Origin of the sequence: Pseudomonas sp. Lz4W, from assembly GCF_000346225.2 — a bacterium.
In the GTDB taxonomy this organism is placed as follows: domain Bacteria; phylum Pseudomonadota; class Gammaproteobacteria; order Pseudomonadales; family Pseudomonadaceae; genus Aquipseudomonas; species Aquipseudomonas paraversuta.
This window is the reverse complement of sequence record NZ_CP017432.1, coordinates 2,569,156-2,588,901: the sequence shown is the minus strand read 5'-3', so window position 1 is coordinate 2,588,901 and position 19,746 is coordinate 2,569,156. Positions and strand designations below refer to the sequence as shown.

The 19,746-nt window shown below is 58.6% G+C and carries 16 protein-coding genes; 6 read left to right on the top strand and 10 right to left on the bottom strand.

The window, feature by feature from the left end; all coding sequences use genetic code 11:
- Positions 1-23: 23 nt before the first annotated feature.
- From B195_RS11930 to B195_RS11920, 3 genes are all read right to left on the bottom strand, one after another.
- The gene (locus B195_RS11930) at positions 24-392 is read right to left on the bottom strand and encodes a hypothetical protein (protein ID WP_003445609.1); all 369 of its coding nucleotides are present in this window, start codon (positions 390-392) and stop codon (positions 24-26) included.
- A gap of 308 nt (positions 393-700) precedes the next feature.
- The gene (locus tag B195_RS11925) at positions 701-1,300 is read right to left on the bottom strand and encodes an MliC family protein (protein ID WP_003445603.1); all 600 of its coding nucleotides are present in this window, start codon (positions 1,298-1,300) and stop codon (positions 701-703) included.
- 115 nt (positions 1,301-1,415) lie between these two features.
- Positions 1,416-2,336 (bottom strand): LysR substrate-binding domain-containing protein, encoded by a 921-nt coding sequence (locus B195_RS11920; RefSeq protein WP_003445601.1) that lies wholly within the window; start codon positions 2,334-2,336, stop codon positions 1,416-1,418.
- 229 nt (positions 2,337-2,565) lie between these two features.
- Between B195_RS11920 and B195_RS11915 the strand changes: the two genes are divergently transcribed.
- Positions 2,566-3,885 carry a dicarboxylate/amino acid:cation symporter gene (locus B195_RS11915; protein WP_003445600.1) on the top strand — a complete coding sequence of 440 codons (1,320 nt, stop codon included), beginning with the start codon at positions 2,566-2,568 and terminating at the stop codon, positions 3,883-3,885.
- A complete protein-coding gene (locus B195_RS11910) occupies positions 3,882-5,381 on the top strand; it encodes an amino acid racemase (RefSeq protein WP_003445597.1) in 1,500 nt (499 codons plus the stop codon). The genes B195_RS11915 and B195_RS11910 overlap by 4 nt, the downstream gene beginning before the upstream one ends.
- A 27-nt stretch (positions 5,382-5,408) precedes the next feature.
- Here B195_RS11910 and B195_RS11905 read toward each other — a convergent pair whose 3' ends face one another.
- From B195_RS11905 to B195_RS11885, 5 genes are all read right to left on the bottom strand, one after another.
- The gene (locus B195_RS11905) at positions 5,409-6,032 is read right to left on the bottom strand and encodes a dTMP kinase (protein WP_003445590.1); all 624 of its coding nucleotides are present in this window, start codon (positions 6,030-6,032) and stop codon (positions 5,409-5,411) included.
- Between the two features lie 160 nt (positions 6,033-6,192).
- The gene (locus B195_RS11900) at positions 6,193-7,203 is read right to left on the bottom strand and encodes an aldo/keto reductase (RefSeq protein WP_003445589.1); all 1,011 of its coding nucleotides are present in this window, start codon (positions 7,201-7,203) and stop codon (positions 6,193-6,195) included.
- Between the two features lie 166 nt (positions 7,204-7,369).
- Positions 7,370-8,038 (bottom strand): TetR/AcrR family transcriptional regulator, encoded by a 669-nt coding sequence (locus B195_RS11895; RefSeq protein WP_003445586.1) that lies wholly within the window; start codon positions 8,036-8,038, stop codon positions 7,370-7,372.
- A gap of 77 nt (positions 8,039-8,115) precedes the next feature.
- Positions 8,116-8,553, bottom strand: a complete 438-nt coding sequence (locus B195_RS11890) for a thioesterase family protein (RefSeq protein ID WP_003445578.1) — start codon at positions 8,551-8,553, stop codon at positions 8,116-8,118.
- Positions 8,550-9,701, bottom strand: a complete 1,152-nt coding sequence (locus B195_RS11885; protein ID WP_003445577.1) for an iron-containing alcohol dehydrogenase — start codon at positions 9,699-9,701, stop codon at positions 8,550-8,552. Before B195_RS11885 ends, B195_RS11890 begins: the two co-directional genes overlap by 4 nt.
- 331 nt (positions 9,702-10,032) lie before the next feature.
- Between B195_RS11885 and B195_RS11880 the strand changes: the two genes are divergently transcribed.
- The 4 genes from B195_RS11880 to B195_RS11865 are packed head-to-tail and all read left to right on the top strand — an operon-like array spanning position 10,033 to position 16,181.
- On the top strand, positions 10,033-11,472 hold the full coding sequence (locus B195_RS11880) for a hypothetical protein (RefSeq protein ID WP_003445575.1): 1,440 nt from the start codon (positions 10,033-10,035) through the stop codon (positions 11,470-11,472).
- A gap of 4 nt (positions 11,473-11,476) precedes the next feature.
- Positions 11,477-12,934, top strand: coding sequence for an acyl-CoA reductase (locus B195_RS11875; protein WP_003445573.1), 1,458 nt, complete (start codon positions 11,477-11,479; stop codon positions 12,932-12,934).
- 59 nt (positions 12,935-12,993) lie between these two features.
- On the top strand, positions 12,994-14,073 hold the full coding sequence (locus B195_RS11870) for an NAD(P)-dependent alcohol dehydrogenase (protein ID WP_003445571.1): 1,080 nt from the start codon (positions 12,994-12,996) through the stop codon (positions 14,071-14,073).
- On the top strand, positions 14,070-16,181 hold the full coding sequence (locus B195_RS11865; RefSeq protein ID WP_003445569.1) for a 3-hydroxyacyl-CoA dehydrogenase NAD-binding domain-containing protein: 2,112 nt from the start codon (positions 14,070-14,072) through the stop codon (positions 16,179-16,181). Before B195_RS11870 ends, B195_RS11865 begins: the two co-directional genes overlap by 4 nt.
- A gap of 104 nt (positions 16,182-16,285) precedes the next feature.
- Here B195_RS11865 and B195_RS11860 read toward each other — a convergent pair whose 3' ends face one another.
- Positions 16,286-17,929 (bottom strand): fatty acid--CoA ligase, encoded by a 1,644-nt coding sequence (locus B195_RS11860; RefSeq protein ID WP_003445567.1) that lies wholly within the window; start codon positions 17,927-17,929, stop codon positions 16,286-16,288.
- Between the two features lie 34 nt (positions 17,930-17,963).
- Positions 17,964-19,742, bottom strand: a complete 1,779-nt coding sequence (locus tag B195_RS11855; RefSeq protein WP_003445565.1) for an acyl-CoA dehydrogenase C-terminal domain-containing protein — start codon at positions 19,740-19,742, stop codon at positions 17,964-17,966.
- Positions 19,743-19,746: the final 4 nt, after the last annotated feature.

Sequence of the window (19,746 nt, the reverse complement as noted above, 5' to 3'; positions counted from 1 at the left end):
CATTTGCTACACATTACATAATCTTAGTTGGTTGCTGTCATGGTGCCCGGTGCTGGCCCTTCGCTAAATGTATAGTTAATCACCACGTCGTTACGGATAAGCACGTCAAGCGTCTTCTGGGTGCCTCTAGTCGTCACCTTCATTGTCACTATGTAGCTCTGAGCGTGTGCTGACCCGTTGGTGTAGGTGTAGATCCACTTCTCGTCAGTCTCACTGACAGCACTCTTAGCGTAGGGCTCACCGAAGAGCGACTTCAGTTCGGCTGTCGTTGTCATGCCCTTAGTGATGCTGGCCACATTGGTTGACGAAAAGTCCCGGCCTGCGGTGTAGTGTGACGTGGCACAACCACCTAGCACAAAGCACATACCCATTACAGCGATGAGCTGTTTCATAGTCATCCTTGATTAAAGAGGTTCCGGAAGCTTAAAGGCAAGCAAGGCAAAAAGCCATCACGGCTGCAGCCTTTGCCCACGTGGCGGCTATGCGCGCTGAGCTGGTTAAGTGCAAGTGGCATACGCAGTCGCCAAGGCCGAAAGCCTTGACGGATAGATACCCGCAAGGCTCAAGAGAGTAGGCGCGTCTGCAAGACTTTTTCGAAAGTTGCTCCATCGCTGGCACTCTACGTTCAAGCGAACGTGCAATTAGACGCCGCTCATGTCGGCACACTCACGAACCGGACTTAACCGGGCATCCTGATGCTTCACCCAGTCTTTTTGCAGGTCATTTCCTTGGCGCCGTAGCCCCAGGTTACAAGCGCTTCACCCTGGTGTTCCCAAAAACTCTCATTACGGCCCTGGTAATGTGCGCCGCGGCCCGAAGGCACGGCCAACATCAATGATTGCTGATTCTTGTAGGTCGCGTTGATGGACGGCGGGTCCGTCTGGATGAAAGTCGCTACGACACTGCCATCACTGGCGCAATCAAACTTCACCGGGCCTGTGGAGGGAACCAGGCCATAGGCTGTCTGGATTTCGACGATACGCAGGGTGTAGCTGTCGCGCAGGCAGGTCTGCTTGTCGTCGGCTTTCCAGCACTCGTCACGGCCCTTGATCCAGCCACGTTGCTCGGCTTTGAGGGTTTTGGCCGCGTTTGCGGCCTTCTTCACGGCCGTGTCATAGACACCGGCCAGCTTGCGGTCCAGGGTCGACAGCTCTTCACTCTGGCAAATCAGCGTCTCGGCAGAGCTGGACATCCCTGGGCTGCACTTGAACGAAGGTTCAGTCCTGGCCTGGGCGGCGCTGGCGAACCCTGCAGCCAGCAATGCGAGGGGCAAGAAGGCTACTGAGGGATTGAAAGACATTTTGGTGCTCCTGATGATTCAAAACTTGATAAAACCAATGCAGCCCTTCAGGCCAATGGCAGCGCCCGGCATTCGCCGGGTAATGCACTGGCGGGAGCAGCCATGGGAGTTTGCCCTATTCGTCCGCTAAATTGAGTGAAGCACCTTCAAGCGTCTTCCAGAGGTTACGCATGGTGGGGTTCTGGTTGCTGATTGAGCAGCAGGAACGTATTTCCAGTCGTGTGCTCCATTCATCACCCCCCGCTTTCACCAACTGTCCCCGCTGCAGTTGATCGATGACCGCGCTTTGGGGCAGCCACGCTACTCCGTAACCCTCGACGGCCATGCGCATCAGCAGCATTGTCATATCCGCCTCGTAGCACCGCTCCAACCTGCATGCTGCGGGGCCATTCTTTATGACAATCTCGGCCACACGCCCGAGAAAAGTCGTGGCCGTGTAGGCGAGATGAGGAACGGGTTTACTGGAGCTGCCCGGCAAGGGATACAGCGCATTTCCCCGGCGGTCAGGTGCGCACACCGGAATAAATGCGTCATGCCCCAGGGTCAGACTGCCGAATTTTTCCGAATCGAGAACAATGGGCGCCAGGGGGTGGTGATAGACGAGCATCAGGTCGCAACTCCCCTCCTCCAGAGCTATGACGGCGTCGTGGATGTTGGCGGCAACGACCCGCACATTGAATTGCTCGTTGTGCTGCTGAAATTGCTTCAGCCATTTGGGCAGGAATGTCATCGACAGGCTGTGGCCGGCAGTGACCTGGATGGATCGCCCCGGCATCCGCTCTACCTCGCGCAGGCTGGAGCGCAACCTCATCAGCCCCGCCAATGCCTCGCGGCTCTCTTCACTGAATGCACGCCCGGCAGGCGTGAGCTGGACCGGATAGGTGCCGCGATCCACCAGCTCTGCACCCACCCATTCTTCAAGTGACTTTATACGCCGCGACAAAGCCGACTGGGTCACACAGCGAACCTCAGCCGCCCGAGAAAAGTTCTTCCACTCTGCGACCGCCAGAAGATCATCCAGCCATTTGATTTGCATAGCCTCACCCCATGCTGCGAACAGCCAGTGTATAGCGCCCCGGCAGTGCCCAGGCAGCTCCTGGAGAAACTATTCCAAAAGCGCATAGGCCCATCCTGATTACTCATCAAGACCTGCGGGGCCTGTCTCTAGAATCTCGAACCTGAGATCGCCGCCATAGCGTCACGGCAGCAACACACTTGTCTGCAGCCAAGTAGAAAAAGCACAAAAACAACTTGAGGAAAGCGCTGTGAAGAAAAATAAGCTTGGGCGTCGAATTGCGATTGGCATTGCCTTGGGCGTGCTTGTTGGTTGGGCATGTCACCATTTCGCAGGCAGCGAACAGAGAGCCGAAGAGATAGCGTCTTACTTCTCGCTGGTCACCGACATTTTCTTGCGCATGATCAAAATGATCATTGCCCCTCTGGTGTTCGCCACCCTGGTCGGCGGCATTGCCAGCATGGGCAACTCTCGTTCCGTCGGGCGCATAGGCTTGAGAGCCATGACCTGGTTCGTCACGGCTTCGGTGGTATCCCTGGCTATCGGGATGGGCCTGGTCAACCTGTTTCAACCCGGTGCCGGCCTGAACATGGAGGTGGTCCAGCATGCCGCGAGTCCGGCAATGGTCAACACCGGAGATTTCAGCCTCAAAGTGTTCATCAGCCACGTGTTTCCTCGCAGCATTGCCGAGGCGATGGCCAATAACGAGACCCTGCAAATTGTGGTGTTCTCGCTGTTCTTCGGTTTTGCCCTGGCGGGAGTCAAGCGCGCCGGTTACACCAGGATCGTCGACAGCATTGAAGAGCTGGCCAAAGTGATGTTCAAGATCACCGACTTCGTCATGGCCTTTGCACCCATCGGGGTTTTTGCAGCCATTGCGTCGGCGATTACTACCCAGGGCGTGGGGCTGCTGGTCGATTACGGTAAGCTGATTGCCGAGTTTTATCTGGCAATCCTCATCCTCTGGGCAGTGTTGTTCGGCGCCGGCTACTTTTTTCTCGGCCGCTCGGTATTTACCCTGGGCAAGCTCATTCGTGAACCCGTGCTCCTCGCGTTTTCCACCGCCAGCAGCGAATCCGCGTACCCGAAAACCATGGAGGCACTGGAGAAATTCGGCGCACCGAAGCGCGTATCCAGCTTCGTACTGCCATTGGGATACTCGTTCAACCTCGATGGTTCGATGATGTATCAAGCGTTCGCCATCATGTTCATTGCTCAGGCCTACAACATTGACTTGAGCTTCACACAGCAACTTCTCATCTTGCTGACGCTGATGGTTACCAGCAAGGGCATGGCGGGTGTAGCCCGGGCATCAGTGGTGGTGGTAGCGGCAACCTTGCCCATGTTCAATCTTCCCGAAGCCGGAATTTTGCTGATCCTTGGCATTGATCAGTTTCTGGATATGGCTCGCACCGCCACCAACGTTGTGGGCAACAGCATTGCCACCGTTGTGGTTGCGAAGTCCGAACCCTGTGATGAATCGGCAGAGGAAGTTGACGATGCACAACGCTCACCGGTAAACCCTCAAACCGTATGTCCTGTCCCGGCGGCTTTTGGTGTTGCGTCATGAAGAGCAAATCAGCGCCATCCGGGGACGCAGCCACTGTTCGAAAACTTGGCATTGTGGGTGGCCTCGGCTCCCTGGCCGGGGGGGATCTGTTCTACAAGCTGGTCAAGTCCAGGGCCGTGCTTGAGGACCAGGGCCGCTATCACTTCCTGTTCGAGCAGCATCCGTTCAAGGACGTGCTGCTGCCCCTGGACAAGGGCGCGAATATGACATCGCGCAAGTTCTACGTGTTCCAGGTCTGTAAAACTTTTGAAGAAAGTGGCGTAGATGCGGTGATGCTTCCGTGCTTCGCCAGCCATACATTCCGGGCTGAAATTCAGGAAGAACTGAGTATTCCCGTACTCGACATGATGGCTGCCCTGCGCAGGCACATTGACCATATCGCCAAACCTGGCATCACCCTGGGTATCGTCGCCTCTGACTACGTGCGCCATTGCGGTTTGTTTGAGCGCTATTTTGGCACTGACTTCAAGCTGGTTTATCCCAGCGATGAAGTGCAGTCAGGGCTGATGGCAGCGATGTATGGCGTCAATGGCATCAAGGATGGCTATCTGCACGGGGTTCCTCTGGAGTCTGCTTATCAGGCTTGCCTTTCGCTACAGGAACAAGGGGCAAGCATTGTCTTGCCTGGCATGACTGAACTCTCGCTGGTCTGTGGTGATCTGCAGCGACGGGGTATTGCAGTGCTGGATATCAACGAGCTTTATGCCGGTTTCGCGACCCTGAACAAAGGTCAATCGAGTCGCCCCCCCTTCAAACTGGGGATAGTGGGGGGGGTGGGCCCGGCAGCGACGGTCGACTTCATGGCCAAGGTCGTTACACATACACCGGCAGGCCGTGATCAGGAACATATCAAAATGGTGGTCGAGCAAAATCCGCAGATTCCTGATCGCACGGCCAACCTGCTGCATGACGCAACGGATCCGACCATGGCGATGTATGCAACGTGCAAGCGCCTGGAAAGTGCAGGCGCCAATGCGATTGCGATTCCCTGCAATACCGCCCACGCCTTTGTTGAACGTATTCAGGCATACCTGCGGGTCCCCATTGTCAACATGCTGACTGAGACAGTGGACGCCATTGTCCGGCAGTACGGCGCTGGCAAAACAGTCGGCTTGCTGGCGACCTCGGGCACCATAAAAAGCCAGGTCTACCAGGACGCTGCCCGGCGCACCGGACTGCAAATAATTGTCCCCGGCGTCGACTACCAGGCGCTGGTCATGGATTCGATTTATGGCGCGCGGGGGATTAAAGCCGGGTTCACTGAAGGCATCTGTAAAGATCAGCTACTGCTCGCTGCAGAACACTTGTGTGAATCGGGTGCCGAAGTGCTCATCCTCGGCTGTACGGAGCTGCCTCTGGTGCTGGAGCACAGCAAGGCTTACATGATCAACGGCCATCAAGTGGCCTTGATAGACCCGACAACCCTCCTGGCAATCAAGTGCATTCAGCTTTCCCGGGAAAACCTGATCCAACGGCAGAGTGTTCCTGCCGGTTAGAGGCCCATGCAGTTTGCAGGGGTTGATTCAATTCATGAGGCATGGAAAGCCTCTATAAATCTCGGAAACCACCTGCATCGTTGCCTCTTCAAGGGTTCCTTCATTACGGCATAACACCCAGCCGTGATCTGCAACCCCTTGCTCGAATCCCAGGGTGCAGGCGACATGTTCTTCCAGGTCATGCAGCACGGTGCTGCCCAGCCCCCGGGAACGTGCCGCTGCCCTCGCCCATGAAATTTCAGGGGCGGTGACCACCCCTACATGCAGGTCTGGCACTCGCACGTTGCGATCAAGGTTCAACTGCACAATTTCTGCAAACGGGACTATCCGGCGAAACGCGGCATCGGACGGGTACCAGCGATCGATCAGGATGATGCTGTCCGCGGGCTGTTTAGTCAGTACGTGCCGGGAAATCCAGGCCCGGCTGTCAGCAAGGCGCTGACAAACCTGCCACTCCAGATCCCGGCCCGGATTTCTGGCGAGTGTGTTCACCAGGGCCATCGTTTCAGCCCTGAAGGGATCGCTTTTTTTCTCGCAAAGGCGGATCACCTTCTGGTTGTCGGCCCGCAACACTTTGGTAATGGCCTCCAGCAGTGTGGTTTTACCGGCCCCCTTGGGGCCATCCAGTGAAACAAACAGCGGACGATTCATTCTTCACATATCGATTGAAAGACGGTTTGTTTTTCGCCCTGAGCGCAGCTGGAACTGCCAGCTGCGAACAGGGTTGAGGGCCCGATAAACAGGCATTGATGAACACTCTAACCCGATTTGTGGCCAGCGCCGGAAGGTAAACCTGCGGCGTTGTTCAAGCTCAGCTCACTTTGCGCCCTTCAACCGGGTAGGCCGGATCGGTAAAGCCGTGGGTCGAGGCATGACCCGGCACCACCAGGCTATCCACCAGTTTCTCGTCATCCGGCCCCAGTTCCAGCCCTAAAGCCTGCATATAGCCGTCCCAGTGCGCCTCTGTCCGGGGGCCTGCAATCGCTGCGCTGATCAATGTGTTTTTAAGCACCCAGGCAATAGCAAAGGCGACTGAAGTAGTGCCGCGATCGGCCGCATGCCGGGCAATGGTCTGGGCAATTTTCAACGACTCGGGACGCCATTCAGTCTGCTGGATACGCTTGTCACCGCGCCCTGCCCTGGTATCCGCCGGTGGCGGCGCGTCCACCGGGTATTTACCGCTGAGCACGCCCCGTGCAAGGGGGCTGTAAGGCACAACCCCGATGCCGTAATTGCCTGCAACAGGCAGTTGTTCAACCTCGGCAATACGATTGACGATGTTGTACAACGGCTGGCTGACGCTCGGCCGCTGGATGCCCAACGAATCAGCGAGGCGAACCATCTCGGCGATTTTCCAGCCGTGGAAATTGGAAACCCCGTAATAGCGGATCTTGCCCTGGCGAATCAGATCGTCGATTGCGCGCAATCCCTCTTCCATCGGCGCATCACTCAAGGTGCGGTGGAAATACAGAATGTCGACATAGTCGGTGCCCAGGCGTTTGAGGCTGGCCTCGACACTCTGCATGATCCATTTGCGCGACTGCCCCTGTTGATTCGGGCCCGCGTCAGCCGACGACGGGTAACCGAACTTGGTGGCCACCACCCAGTTGTCGCGCTGCGCTGCAATGGAACGGCCGACCACTTCTTCGGAACGCCCGGCGTGATAAGCATCCGCGGTATCGATGAAGTTGATGCCTGCGGCGCCCGCCTTGTCGATGATGCGCTTGCTGGTAGCCTCATCGGTCTCGCCGCCGAACATCATGGCGCCCAGGCACAAAGGCGATACTTTCAGGGCGCTGCGGCCCAGATAACGGTAATTCATCGTCGATCCTCAAAGGCGTTTGCAAGAGCAGTTGATCCTAGACCAGTTCCTGTTACTGATTGAGGTGCAAAAAAGGGATGCGGCTGTGCCGGTGGCACAGCCCTGATGATCGATACCTGGTCGCTGCCGGTCACTGGCTCAGAAGCCCTGAGCCAGGCGCATCGATTCAGGTCTGCCCATGGGTCAACAGAGCATGCAGCATGCTTGCAATCAATTCGGGGGAGTCTTCCTCCACCAGGTAGCCCGGTCTTTCCAGCAGCATGGCCCTGGGCAGTGCAGACAGCGTCTGATAAACCAGGAACTCAGCCTTTTGCGGGTCCTTGACCCGGATCTCGCTGGCGAACCGTTGCATCAACGCCGAACTCGCGGTGCTGGTCCACAGCGGTTTGTCCTTGACCACATCCAGTCGCACCAGTTCTTCGTAATGGGTTGAGCGCACGCTGAACGCCGGGTCGAACTGGTTTTTCTTGACGTGGGCGGCCATCACGACTCGCAAGGCCAGCAAAATGCCGTCGAGCAATGTGCTTTGCGCTGGCAGCGCCATGATGTCGCTGAACAGCGCAGTGCGCGCCTCAGACCGGTAATCGTCAAAAATCGCAGCGATCAGTGCATCGATCGTCGGGAAGTACTCATAGATAGAGCTGATTGCCACGCCCGAATCCGCTGCGAGACGCATGGCACTCAAGGCTTCGCGGCCTTCGTTTTCAAGAATCTGGCGCCCGGTCTGTTTTACCGCACTCACCAGTGCAATAGAACGGGGCTGGCGCGGCTCCTTGCGTGGCTGCGCCGGTATTTCTACCTGTATGCCCTGACCGTTTCGGCTTGGTTTGATCATGCGCTGTTTCTCCGGAATGCTGCCTGGCGGGTCAGTCCCGCCAGGCAGCAAGCTGGAGTATGTACGAGCCGGCTCCTTTAGTCAGTGAGTCGAGCGAGTACTGCACGTACCGTCGGTGGAATGGTTACAGGGGTATTGCTGGCCCGATCGACGTAGACATAGACGATATGGGCTGCTGCACAGGCCAGCGGTTCGTCGTTGCGAAACAGGCCCAGTTCGTATCGCGCACTGCTGTTGCCCAGCCGCGATATTTTCATTCCGACACTGATCCGGTCGGGAAAACACAGGGATGAGAAGTACGTGCAGCCTGAATTGACAATCAGCCCGACGACGGGACTGTGGGCGATGTCCAGAGTGCCTTGCTCCACCAGATAGGCCGTGATTGCCGACTCACAGTAAGAGTAATAGACCACATTGTTTACATGCCCATAGGAGTCATGGTCGCCCCAGCGTGTAGGCATCTGGGTAAACCGGCGAAACTCATCGCGGTGCGCACGTTCGATCTTGTTGCTCACAGAATGCTCCTGTAAATCGCGCGTACGTCTTCCTCACGGACGGGCCGGGGATTATTGCCCAGCAGGCGGGTCTGCTTCATGGCATCAGTCACCAGCAACTCGATATCAGACTCGGTAATGCCCAGGTCGCGCAGGCGGGTCGCCAGCCCCAACTCACCGGCCAACGCTCCCAGGTAGTCGGCCAATGCCATGGCTTTTTCCCTGTCACTGCCACTGAGGCCGGGCAGCACAATATCGGCCAGTTGCGCATACAAAGGTGCGACCGCCTCAAGGTTGAAGCGCATCACCGGCCCCAGCACCAGCGCATTGGAAAGCCCGTGGGGCACATGAAAATGTGCGCCAAGGGGATAGGCCAGGGCGTGCACTGCCGCCACCGGTGAGTTGGCGAACGCCATGCCTGCCAGGCATGCGCCGAGCAGCATATTTTCCCGCGCTTGCAGATTGCTGCCGTCCTGGCAGGCCTTGAACAGGCTGGTGGACAACAAACGCAGGGCTTCGCGAGCCAGGCAGTCGGAGATCGGGTTTTTCAGATCCTTGCTGGTGTAGGCCTCGACGGCGTGGACCATGGCATCAATGCCGGTGGCGGCAGTGACATGGGGCGGCAGGCCAAGGGTCAGTTCGGCGTCCAGTATCGCCAGGTCAGGCAGCAGCAGCGGCGAATACACCACGTTTTTCTGACCTTCGCCGGTGGTCACCACCGATACCGGGGTCACCTCCGAGCCCGTCCCTGCCGTGGTGGGCACCAGAATCAACGGCAAGCGCGGGCCTTTGGCCTGGTTAATGCCATAGACCTCAGCCAGGCCCTCACCGCTGCAGGCCAGCAGTGCCACCAGTTTGGCGACATCCAGCGAACTCCCTCCCCCCAGCCCCAGCACACAATCAGCAGCACAGGCTTTGGCCACGTCTACAGCAATCTGAATCACCGACTCCGGCGGGTCGGCCTGTACCTGGGAAAATACCCTGACGGCGACGGGGCTGTTCTCGAAGCTGGCGAGCACTGCATCCAGCAAGCGTGCCGCGATAACCCCGGCATCGGTCACCACCAGTACCGATGTGCAGCCCATGGCCTGTACATGCTCGGCGAGCCGAGTTGCGGCGCCCCGCTCGATGATCATTGAAGCGGTGGTCTGAAATACCATTTTCAACATAAAGGCCTCACAAATAGGTGTGTTGCGTCCAGTTTTTGTTGTTGCTTGCAAAGCACAGCACTCAGGGGCAAATGCCCTCACCCGAGCGTGGGGAAAACCCAGTGTATTGCAGCCGGGCCACTGCACAGCGGGCAAAAACAGTCTTCGCCGGGAATCCGGAATCAGTCCTGGAAAGCACCTCGATGAATAGTTTTTTCATGTTTTATATCAGCTAGTTAGGTCGATATATCGATCGTCTGTATACGGAACAAAAGCCCATCCAGTCTGCCCATACTTGAGCCACATCCTCCTCCGGCATTGCCGGTTTACGAGTCGAGTAGCGAGCCAGACCATGCCTACTTCACAGCTGTCGATAGAACAAAAAACCCGGCTATTGCTTAACAGTCCGGCAGAGTTGACCGCCTATTCCCAACAGGCCTGGGACATGCTCCCCCGCGCCGAAATCGACGCGATTCAGCTGTGCGGGTTAAAGCAGCGCTTTGCAATGCTTCGCGACCGGATACCGGTCCTCAAGAAGCTCGCCGATGGCGAAGGCGTGAATCATGTCTTGCACATCAATGACGTGGTTCCTCTGTTGTTCGAGCACACCGTGTACAAGTCGTACCCGCCGTCGCTCCTGGAAAAACGTAACTTTGGCCAAATCAACAAGTGGCTGGGCAAGCTCGTCACCTCAGAGCTTGCCCAGGCCATTGCGGCGGTCAACGTCAGTGGCTGTGAGGGGCTGGACGACTGGTTCGAAGTCATGGACGAGGCCGTGCCGCAACTGCGCATCAGCCACACTTCCGGTACGTCCGGGACCCTCTCGTTCCTGCCCCACGCCGTGCGTGAATGGGAGAAATTTGCCCAGCTACGCAAAATGAATGTGCACAACATGCAGGGGCCGGATACGCCCCTGCCCGACCTGCACACCATTTACCCGTACTACCGCAAGGGCTACCTGAGCCATGTGCGGGTCCACGAAGCGATGATTCCAGCGTTGCTGGGGCACGAATCAAGGTTTCATGCGGCATACCCGGCCACCCTCAGTAGCGATGTGCTTCATCTTGGCGCCAGGCTGCGTGCAGCACAGTCCAAGGGCACCCTTGATCGTCTGGAAATCAGCCCGCAACTGCAGGCCAAGAAGCAGGCCTTTGACCAGTTGCAGGCCGAAATGCCGCAGCACCTGGCGGCTTTTTTTGATCAGATGTCCACTGAACTCCGGGGCAAGCGGGTATACATCGCTGCAACCTGGAACCTGTTGCACAGCATGGCCAAAGCAGGCCTGGAGCGTGGCCTTGAAGCTGTGTTCGACCCTGATTCATTTATCCATACCTCGGGGGGTGGCAAGGGCGTGGTGCAACCCGAAGGGTGGCGCGATGACGTGCTGCGGTTCACCGGGGCCCGGCGGATCAATGAGTCCTATGCAATGTCCGAAGTCGTCGGCGGCGCCCACCCGCGCTGTGAAGCCGGGCACTTCCACTTTGCCCCCACGGTCATCCCTTACCTGCTTGACCCGCAAACCAGCCGGCCACTGCCCCGCCATGGCCGCGTAACCGGCCGCGCGGCGTTCTTTGACCTCGGCGCGGAGATCCGCTGGGGCGGTTTTATCACCGGCGACGAGATCACCATCGAGTGGGACCAACCCTGCGCGTGCGGCCGACCCAGCTACTACGTGGTCGGGGCCATTCAGCGTTACAGCGAACTGACTGGCGGCGACGACAAGATCACCTGTGCCGCCACAGAAGACTCTCATCGCCAGGCGATGGACTTTCTCAATACCCTGGAGGGCTAACCCCATGAACAAGCCTGTTGCGCCAATGATCATTCGCGGTCAGATCATCACCGACAACCTGATCGATGTGGGTGGCCGGGGCGGTGATCTGATCTTTCGCACCCCTGATGCACACTGCTACATCGACCAGTTGCCGCTGGGCAATCCGGCCAGACTGGCCGACCTGTACAGCCTCACATTCGAAGATATCCTGGAGTACGCCCAGGCCCTCGGTGAACGCCTGGAGTTCGACACCAATCCCTACCTGCAGGAAGCCTGCGAGCTGTCTTACCTGACCGCCCCGGTGACCCCGACAATGGTCAAAAGCAGCTATATGGGACTGCGCCATATGCTCACTCGAGAAGCGATCACCGAGCAGGTCGAGCTGTCCGTGGGCATCAAATACCTTGAAGGCTGGGTCAGGCAGCGCTTGATCGACGGCACCGAGCTGGAAGTACGCTGCTTCGGCGCCCGCACCCTGCATATCGTCGCGGGCAATGCGACCGGGCTATCGCTGCTGACCATCATCCGCAATATGGTGTTGCGCAGCGATGCGATCATCAAAGCGCCTTCCAATGATCCGTTCACGGCATTGGCCATCGCCCGCACCATGGTCGACATGGCGCCTGACCATCCGCTGACCCGGCACTTGAGTGTCGCGTACTGGAAAGGTGGCGATCAGGCTTTTGAGGAGCGTCTTTACCAGCCTCAGAACCTGGAAAAAATCGTCGCGTGGGGCGGTTTTGCCTCAATGAAGCATGTCACGCGCTATATCCAGCCGGGTCTTGAACTGATTTCCCTGGATCCCAAACGCAGCGCCAGCATCATCGGCAAGGCCACTTTCGACAGTGAGCAAAGCATGCGTGAGGCCGCCGTGCGCCTGGCCTGCGACATTGGCGCGCTAAACCAGAAGGCCTGTGTGTGCGCCCGCGTGGTCTATGTACAGAGCGGTACCGATGAGGCCGGCCTGGCGCAGTTGAACACCTTCGGCCGCTATGTTTACGACGCCATGCAGACCCTGCCCAATACCATCAGTACCGCGCCCAAAAGTTACGACCCGGGCCTCAAGGCCGAAGTCGATGCACTGCGCCTGAGTGATGACTGGTATCAAGTGATTGGCGGAAAGGACGGCGAAGGTTCGGTGATCTGTTCCCAGCTGGCGGAGCCGGTGTCCTTTGCTGCACGTCTGGACGATCGCACAGCCAACCTGGTGCCCGTTGACGAGCTGAGCGAAATGCTCGAAGCGGTGGATGCCTATACCCAGACAGTTGGCGTCTACCCGGAAAGTATCAAGGAGGAGCTCAAGGACATATTGCCCTTGTATGGTGCCCAGCGAATTGTCTCGCTGGGCTACGCCGCAGGGCTCAAATGGGCCGGTCCCCAGGATGCCATCGAGCCGCTGCGGCGAATGGGCAAGTGGATCGTCAACCAGATTGCTTCACCGCAAACCAGCCCGGCTCCCTGGCTACGCCCCTCGATCTAACCACCACAGCCTCCACAGTCAAGGCTGTGGGGGCCTGTCGATTTTCACAGGACATTGCCATGACTACTTGCCTGGGTTTTGCTGCTCTGGATGCACATTGCGCTCTTACCCCGTTTCGCTTCCAGCGGCGGGCCTTGCGCGATGATGACATTGCCATCGCGATCGCTTTTTGCGGTGTGTGCCACTCCGATGCTCATCAGGTTCACAACGACTGGAACAACACGGTTTATCCCTGCGTGCCGGGCCACGAAATTGTGGGCTATGTCACAGACACAGGCCCCAAGGTGAGCCGCTTCAAAGTCGGTGACCGGGTGGCTGTCGGTTGTCAGGTTGACAGTTGCCTGCAGTGCGCACCCTGCGCCGAGCATCAAGAACAACTCTGTGTCCACGGCCCTACGACCACCTATAACGGCAAAGACCGGCAGACCGGCGAGATCACCTATGGCGGCTATGCCGAACATATTGTGGTTCGTGAGCCGTTTGTGCTGCGCATGCCGGAAAATCTTGATCCGCGCTACGCAGCCCCTTTGTTGTGCGCGGGCATCACCGTCTGGAACCCTATGCGCCGCTACGGCGTGGGCAAAGGGTCGAAGGTTGCGGTGGTCGGGCTTGGCGGGCTGGGGCATATGGCCGTAAAACTGGCCACAGCCCTGGGCGCCGATGTCACCGTGATTACCACCTCGGCCGGCAAGGCGGATGACGCCCGCGCCCTGGGCGCCAGGCAGGTGCTGCTCTCCAGTGATACGCCAGGGATGGCCAAAGCGGCCAATTCATTTGAATTCATCATCGACACCATTCCTCGCCGTCACGACGTCAACCCCTACCTGATGCTGCTGGGACGCAACGGGGTGCTGGTGCTGGTGGGCGCCATAGAACCGCTGGAGCCCATTCATGGCGGCTTGCTGATACGCAATAACCGCAGTCTGGTGGGCTCGCTGATCGGCGGAATTCAGGCGATTCAGGAATTGCTGGATTTCTGCGCCGAACATCAGGTCCTGCCCGACTGCGAAATGATTGCCATGCAGGACATCAACAGCGCTTTTGAGCGCCTGCAGAGCAACGATGTGAAATACCGTTTCGTGATCGATATGAGCACCTTGCATGACGTTGCCTCTTTGTCTTCAAAGGAGGCGCCATGAGTGCCCTGATCCACTTTCAGGTAGACCGGCAACTGGCCCTGATCGGCCTGGCCCATGCCCCCGTCAATGCCCTAGGCCAGAGGCTGCGCAGCGAACTGCTGCAGGCCATCGAGCGTGCAGTGGCCGACGGGGAGGTACGGGCAATCATTGTCTACGGTCACGGCGTGCCCTTTGGTGCGGGGGCGGATATCAATGAGTCCGGTACTCTGGCGCCATTCGCCAGCCCCTCCCTGGGCGATGTACTGCTGCGCATGACGCAATTGAACAAGCCGCTGATTGCCGCAATCAGTGGCATGGCGCTGGGGGGCAGCCTGGAACTGGCACTTGCCTGTGGCTATCGCATCAGTGAGCCGGGTGCCCGTTTCGCCCTGCCGCAAATCAACCTGGGGTTGATTCCCGGTGCCGGTGGTACTCAGCGTTTGCCGCGTCTGGTAGGCGCTGCGCAAGCTACGGAAATGATCCTCTACGGGCGGCCCGTCAATGCTCGCCATGCACTGCAAGCCGGTCTGCTCGATCGCCTGGCCCAAAGCCCCGAGACCTTGCTCGCTGAGGCCAGTGAGTGGGCCCATGAACTGCTTGCGGCCCAGGCACCTGCCCAACCGTCACCGCCATGGCCCGACCCGGCCAGCGAACTGCCTGCGCATTATTTCCAGCAATATCGCAGCGCCAATAAGCATCGCTGGCAAGGTCAGCCAGCCCCGCAACAGGCGCTGGCGGCCCTTGAAGCCGCCTGCAATTTACCGCTGGCCGAAGGGTTGGCGTTCGAGGCCGGGCTGTTCCGGCAGCTCGAGGGATCAAGCCAGTCCGAGGCTTTGCGCCACGTTCATGCTGCCGAGGGCGACCTCGGCACACAGCCCGGGGTAAACCTGCAGACGCCGATTCGTCCCGTTCACCGGGTAGCGATCATTGGCGCAGGTACCATGGGCGGCGGGATTGCCATGTGTTTTGCCAACGCCGGAATTCCGGTCGCTTTGCTGGAGCTCAAGGCTGAGGCGCTGGACCACGGCTTAAGGCAGATTCGCACTAATTATCAGACTGGCGTCAAACGCGGAAAACTGACCGAGGCGCAACTGGAACAGCGCATGGAACTGCTGCACGGCACCCTCGACTATGCCGAGATCAGTGATGCCGACCTGGTCATCGAAGCGGTATTCGAAAGCCTGGCCATCAAGCAGCAGGTCTTCCGCACCCTGGACGAAGTGTGCAAACCGGGGGCAATCCTGGCCAGTAACACCTCGACCCTGGACGTGGATGCCATCGCTGCGGTCACTCGACGCCCGCAAGACGTGATTGGCCTGCACTTCTTCAGCCCGGCGAATGTCATGCGTCTGCTTGAAGTGGTTCGCGGGCAAGCCACCGCAGCCGATACCCTGGCAACCACGCTGAGCATCGCCGCCCGTATCGGCAAAATCCCGGTGGTGTCCGGGGTGTGCTTTGGCTTTATTGGCAACCGCATGCTCGAGCCCTACTCCCGGGAAGCCCATCGCCTGCTGCTGGAAGGCGCAACCGTAGCCCAGATAGACAAGGTGCTGACTGATCTGGGGCTGGCCATGGGGGTGCTGGCCATGCATGACCTGGCCGGGATCGACGTCAGCTACCTGATCCGCGAGGCGCGGCGCGAGCAGATCCGGCAGGACCCGGGCTACTGCAAAATCGCCGACGCGCTGTATGACCTGGGGCACTACGGGCAAAAAACCGCCAGTGGCTTCTACCTCTATCAGGGCCGAGAACCTGTGGAGAATCCGGAGTTGACTGCTCTGGCTGAAAATATCGCCTGGGGCCTGGGGATCACCCGGCGTGTCATCAGCAATCAGGAAATCCATGATCGCTGCATGTTCATGCTTATCAACGAAGGGATTGCGCTGCTGGATGAAGGTATCGCGCAACGCAGCGGTGATATCGATCTGGTATGGATCAACGGCTATGGCTTTCCGGCCTGGCGAGGCGGCCCCTTGCACTATGCACAGACCCTTGGCCTGGATGTGGTGCTTGAGGGGATCCGCCACTATCGCCAGAGCCTGGGCGCTTATGGGCAGATGTGGTTCCAGCCGGCGCCGCTGTTGGAGCGTCTGGTTGCCGCGGGTAAAACCCGGATTGAAGTGATCTGAGCCAAACTGCAACAAGGAGCCGGGGGCGGTGATTGCCGTAGATGGCGAGCATCTGCCCCCCGCCAAGGTAACACCCCTGCGCCGTGGCACAGGGGCTTTTTGCGTCAGGTCAACAGGCTTTCGCGGATCAGCTTTTTGTTGATCTTGCCCACACTGGTCTTGGGAATTTCAACCACAAAGTCGAACTGTTTGGGTATCGCCCATTTGTTGATGCGGCCACAGGCCACGAACTGCTGCAGGTGGACCTCAAGCATGGGTTGATCGACGTACTGCCCGGGCTCGCATACCACCAGGGCCATCGGCCGTTCGCCCCACTGCTCATCCGCTACACCCACCACGGCCACCGCTATCACCGACGCGTGTTCACTGATCAGGTTCTCCAGATCCAGGGAACTGATCCACTCGCCGCCGGTTTTAATCACATCCTTGATCCGGTCTTTGATTTCCACCCGGCCCTGGGGGTCGATGGAGGCCAGGTCGCCGGTGTGCAGCCAGCCGTCCTGCCACAGTTCGGCGCCTTTTTCAGGTTCCTTCAAATAGCCCTGGGTCAGCCAGGGTGCACGCACCACGATTTCGCCCAAAGACTCTCCATTGTGGGCAACGGCATGGCCGCTGCCATCGATGATCTTCAGGTCGACCATCGGTATCGGCATTCCGGTTTTAATGCGCTGGCTGAGTCGGGTTTGCGTGGAGTGCTCAATTTCTGCTGCGTTCAGGTAGCTGGTGCAGAGCATCGGGCAGGTTTCTGACATACCGTACCCGCTGTGTACCTGAATGCCTTTGGCGCTCGCCTGGCTGGCGATTGCCAGGGTCAGGGCGCTGCCACCCAGAAGCATTTTCCAGCTGTCAAAGCGGGTATTAACCGCCTCCTCGCAACTCAGGATCATTTGTAGAACAGTGGGCACGCAATGGGAGAACGTGACCTTTTCTTCCCGGAACAGCCTGACCAGACTGTTGGGTTCGTAACGGCCGGGGTACACCTGCTTGATCCCCATCAGCGTCGCCACATAAGGCACCCCCCAGGCATGCACGTGGAACATCGGGGTGATCGGCATATAAACGTCATCGGAACGTACCAGCGGCAAGCTCTGGTAACTGCCCATGGCTCCCACGGCATTCAAGGTATGCAGCACCAACTGACGATGGGTGAAGTACACACCTTTAGGTGCACCTGTGGTGCCCGTGGTGTAGAAAATCGTCGCCACCGAATTTTCGTCAAAGTCGGGGAAATCGTAATCGGTAGCCGCCTGCGCCAGCAGGCCTTCATATTCGCCCAACAGCGGCAGGTCGGTGCGCCGAGGCTGGTCGTCAGTGAGGCGGATAAAGCCTTTGACCCTGGTCAGAGCGGGTTGGATCTGCTCAATCAAGGGCAAGAAATCATCATGCACCAGCACCAGGTCGTCCTCGGCGTGATTCATGGTGTAGAGCACCTGATCCGGAGAAAGGCGAATGTTGACCGTGTGCAGCACTGCGCCAATCATGGGCACCGCAAAAAAACATTCCAGGTAGCGGTGGCTATCCCAGTCAAGCATGGCGACCGTATCCCCGGCCTTGACTCCGGCAGCGGTCAGGGCGTTGGCCAGTCGGTGGATACGCTGGTTCAGGGTCTTGTAGCTGTAACGCAGTTTGTCGGCGTAGACGATTTCATTGCCCGGCTCATAGCGAGCGCCCGACAGTAGCAGGCGCTTGATCAATAGCGGGTAGGTATAGGCGCCATCTGCTGGTGGAATTATTTTTGTTTTAAGCATTATGGAAATTCCTGATTCTTTATTTAGACGTGCCTCAGAACTGCACGGCATCCAGCAGATAGAGACTTTCGCTGCCCGACTTGACCGATGAACTCAGTGATTCAATGCGTGGCAGCAGGCGGGCAAAGTAAAAACGTGCGGTGCCCAGCTTGCTGGCGTAAAAATCATCTTCGGTGTGTTTTTCCAGGGCCACCTGGGCCATACGCGCCCACAGGTAGGCGTAGGCGGTGTAGCCGAACACTTGCAGGTATTCGACTGAGGCCGCGCCCACTTCATTCGGGTTGTTCCGGGCCCGGTCCAGTAACCAGGCGGTCAGCTCGTCGAGGTTGTCCACGGCCGCGTTGAGCGGCTTGGTGAACTCGGCCAGGTCAGCACTGGCGGTTGCGCTGAACTGGCGAATTTCATCGGCAAACAGCCGGTACAGTGCCCCGCCACTGCCGACAATCTTGCGCCCTGTCAGGTCCAGCGCCTGAATGCCATTGGTGCCTTCGTAGATCTGGGTGATCCGCACGTCACGTACAAGTTGCTCCTGGCCCCACTCGCGGATATAGCCATGGCCGCCGAAAATCATCTGCCCGTGCAGAGTGGCTTCCAGGCCCATGTCGGTGAGAAACGCCTTGGCAACCGGAGTCAGCAATGACACCAGTTGTTCTGCTCGCAGCCGGGCGGGCGGGTCCTGACTGTACTTGGCGGTGTCCAGTTGCAGGGCCACATAACTGGAGAATGCTCGTCCGCCTTCGTTCAGGGCCTTCATGGTCAGCAGCATGCGCCGCACATCCGGGTGCACGATAATTGGATCGGCGGTCTTTTCGCTATTCTGTGCGCCCGTCGGGGCGCGGCTTTGCAGGCGCTCACGGGCATAGTCGATGGCACTTTGATAAGAGCGTTCGCCCTGCGCCAGGCCTTGAATGCCGACACCCAGCCGCTCGTAATTCATCATGGTGAACATCGCCGCCAGCCCTTTGTTGGGCGCATCGACCAGCCAGCCGGTCGCCTGGTCGAAGTTCATCACGCAGGTCGCGGACGCCTTGATGCCCATCTTGTGTTCGATGGAGCCGCAAGACAGTGAATTGCGCTCGCCCAGCGTCCCGTCGGCATTGACCAGTATCTTGGGCACCAGAAACAGTGAAATGCCTTTTGGCCCGGCGGGTGCATCCGGCACTCTGGCCAGTACCAGGTGAATGATGTTCTCGGTCAGGTCGTGCTCACCACCGGTGATGAAAATCTTGCTGCCGCTGATGGCATAACTGCCATCGTCCCGGGGCTCGGCTCTGGTACGCAACAGGCCCAGATCGGTGCCGGCATGGGCCTCGGTCAAGCACATGGAGCCGCTCCAGAGGCCGGCATACATGTTGGGCAGGTACTTTTCTTTCAGCGCTTCGCTGGCATGGGCATTGAGTGACAGGCAGGCGCCGGCGGTGAGCATCGGGTAGAGACCGAACGACAGGTTGGCCGCGTTGACCATTTCTTCAACCTGGGCACTGATGGCCTTGGGCATGCCCATGCCGCCGTAACGCGGGTCGCCGCCCAGACCGACCCAGCCACCTTCAGCGAAAGTCTGATAGGCCGCCTGAAACCCCTCGGGCGCCTGCACTGCGCCATTGTTCCAGGCGCAGCCTTGCTCATCCCCTTTCTGGCGCAGCGGGGCGATGATCCCGGCGCTGATCTTACCCGCCTCTTCCAGGATGGCGGCTGCGGTCTCTTCATCCACGACCCCGGACATGCCGGGCAGTCGGTCCCACAACCGGGACACCTGGAAAACCTCATTGAGCACGAAGCGCATGTCGCGCAGGGGAGCTTTGTAGTCAGACATGGTT

Bases quoted from the DNA above. Each gene is read 5' to 3' on its own strand.
- B195_RS11895 (WP_003445586.1), bottom strand. From the start codon at position 8,038: ATGATCAAACCAAGCCGAAACGGTCAGGGCATACAGGTAGAAATACCG.
- B195_RS11925 (WP_003445603.1), bottom strand. From the start codon at position 1,300: ATGTCTTTCAATCCCTCAGTAGCCTTCTTGCCCCTCGCATTGCTGGCT.
- B195_RS11875 (WP_003445573.1), top strand. From the start codon at position 11,477: ATGAACAAGCCTGTTGCGCCAATGATCATTCGCGGTCAGATCATCACC.
- B195_RS11920 (WP_003445601.1), bottom strand. From the start codon at position 2,336: ATGCAAATCAAATGGCTGGATGATCTTCTGGCGGTCGCAGAGTGGAAG.
- B195_RS11885 (WP_003445577.1), bottom strand. From the start codon at position 9,701: ATGTTGAAAATGGTATTTCAGACCACCGCTTCAATGATCATCGAGCGG.
- B195_RS11855 (WP_003445565.1), bottom strand. From the start codon at position 19,742: ATGTCTGACTACAAAGCTCCCCTGCGCGACATGCGCTTCGTGCTCAAT.
- B195_RS11870 (WP_003445571.1), top strand. From the start codon at position 12,994: ATGACTACTTGCCTGGGTTTTGCTGCTCTGGATGCACATTGCGCTCTT.
- B195_RS11910 (WP_003445597.1), top strand. From the start codon at position 3,882: ATGAAGAGCAAATCAGCGCCATCCGGGGACGCAGCCACTGTTCGAAAA.
- B195_RS11905 (WP_003445590.1), bottom strand. From the start codon at position 6,032: ATGAATCGTCCGCTGTTTGTTTCACTGGATGGCCCCAAGGGGGCCGGT.
- B195_RS11900 (WP_003445589.1), bottom strand. From the start codon at position 7,203: ATGAATTACCGTTATCTGGGCCGCAGCGCCCTGAAAGTATCGCCTTTG.
- B195_RS11860 (WP_003445567.1), bottom strand. From the start codon at position 17,929: ATGCTTAAAACAAAAATAATTCCACCAGCAGATGGCGCCTATACCTAC.
- B195_RS11865 (WP_003445569.1), top strand. From the start codon at position 14,070: ATGAGTGCCCTGATCCACTTTCAGGTAGACCGGCAACTGGCCCTGATC.
- B195_RS11930 (WP_003445609.1), bottom strand. From the start codon at position 392: ATGAAACAGCTCATCGCTGTAATGGGTATGTGCTTTGTGCTAGGTGGT.
- B195_RS11880 (WP_003445575.1), top strand. From the start codon at position 10,033: ATGCCTACTTCACAGCTGTCGATAGAACAAAAAACCCGGCTATTGCTT.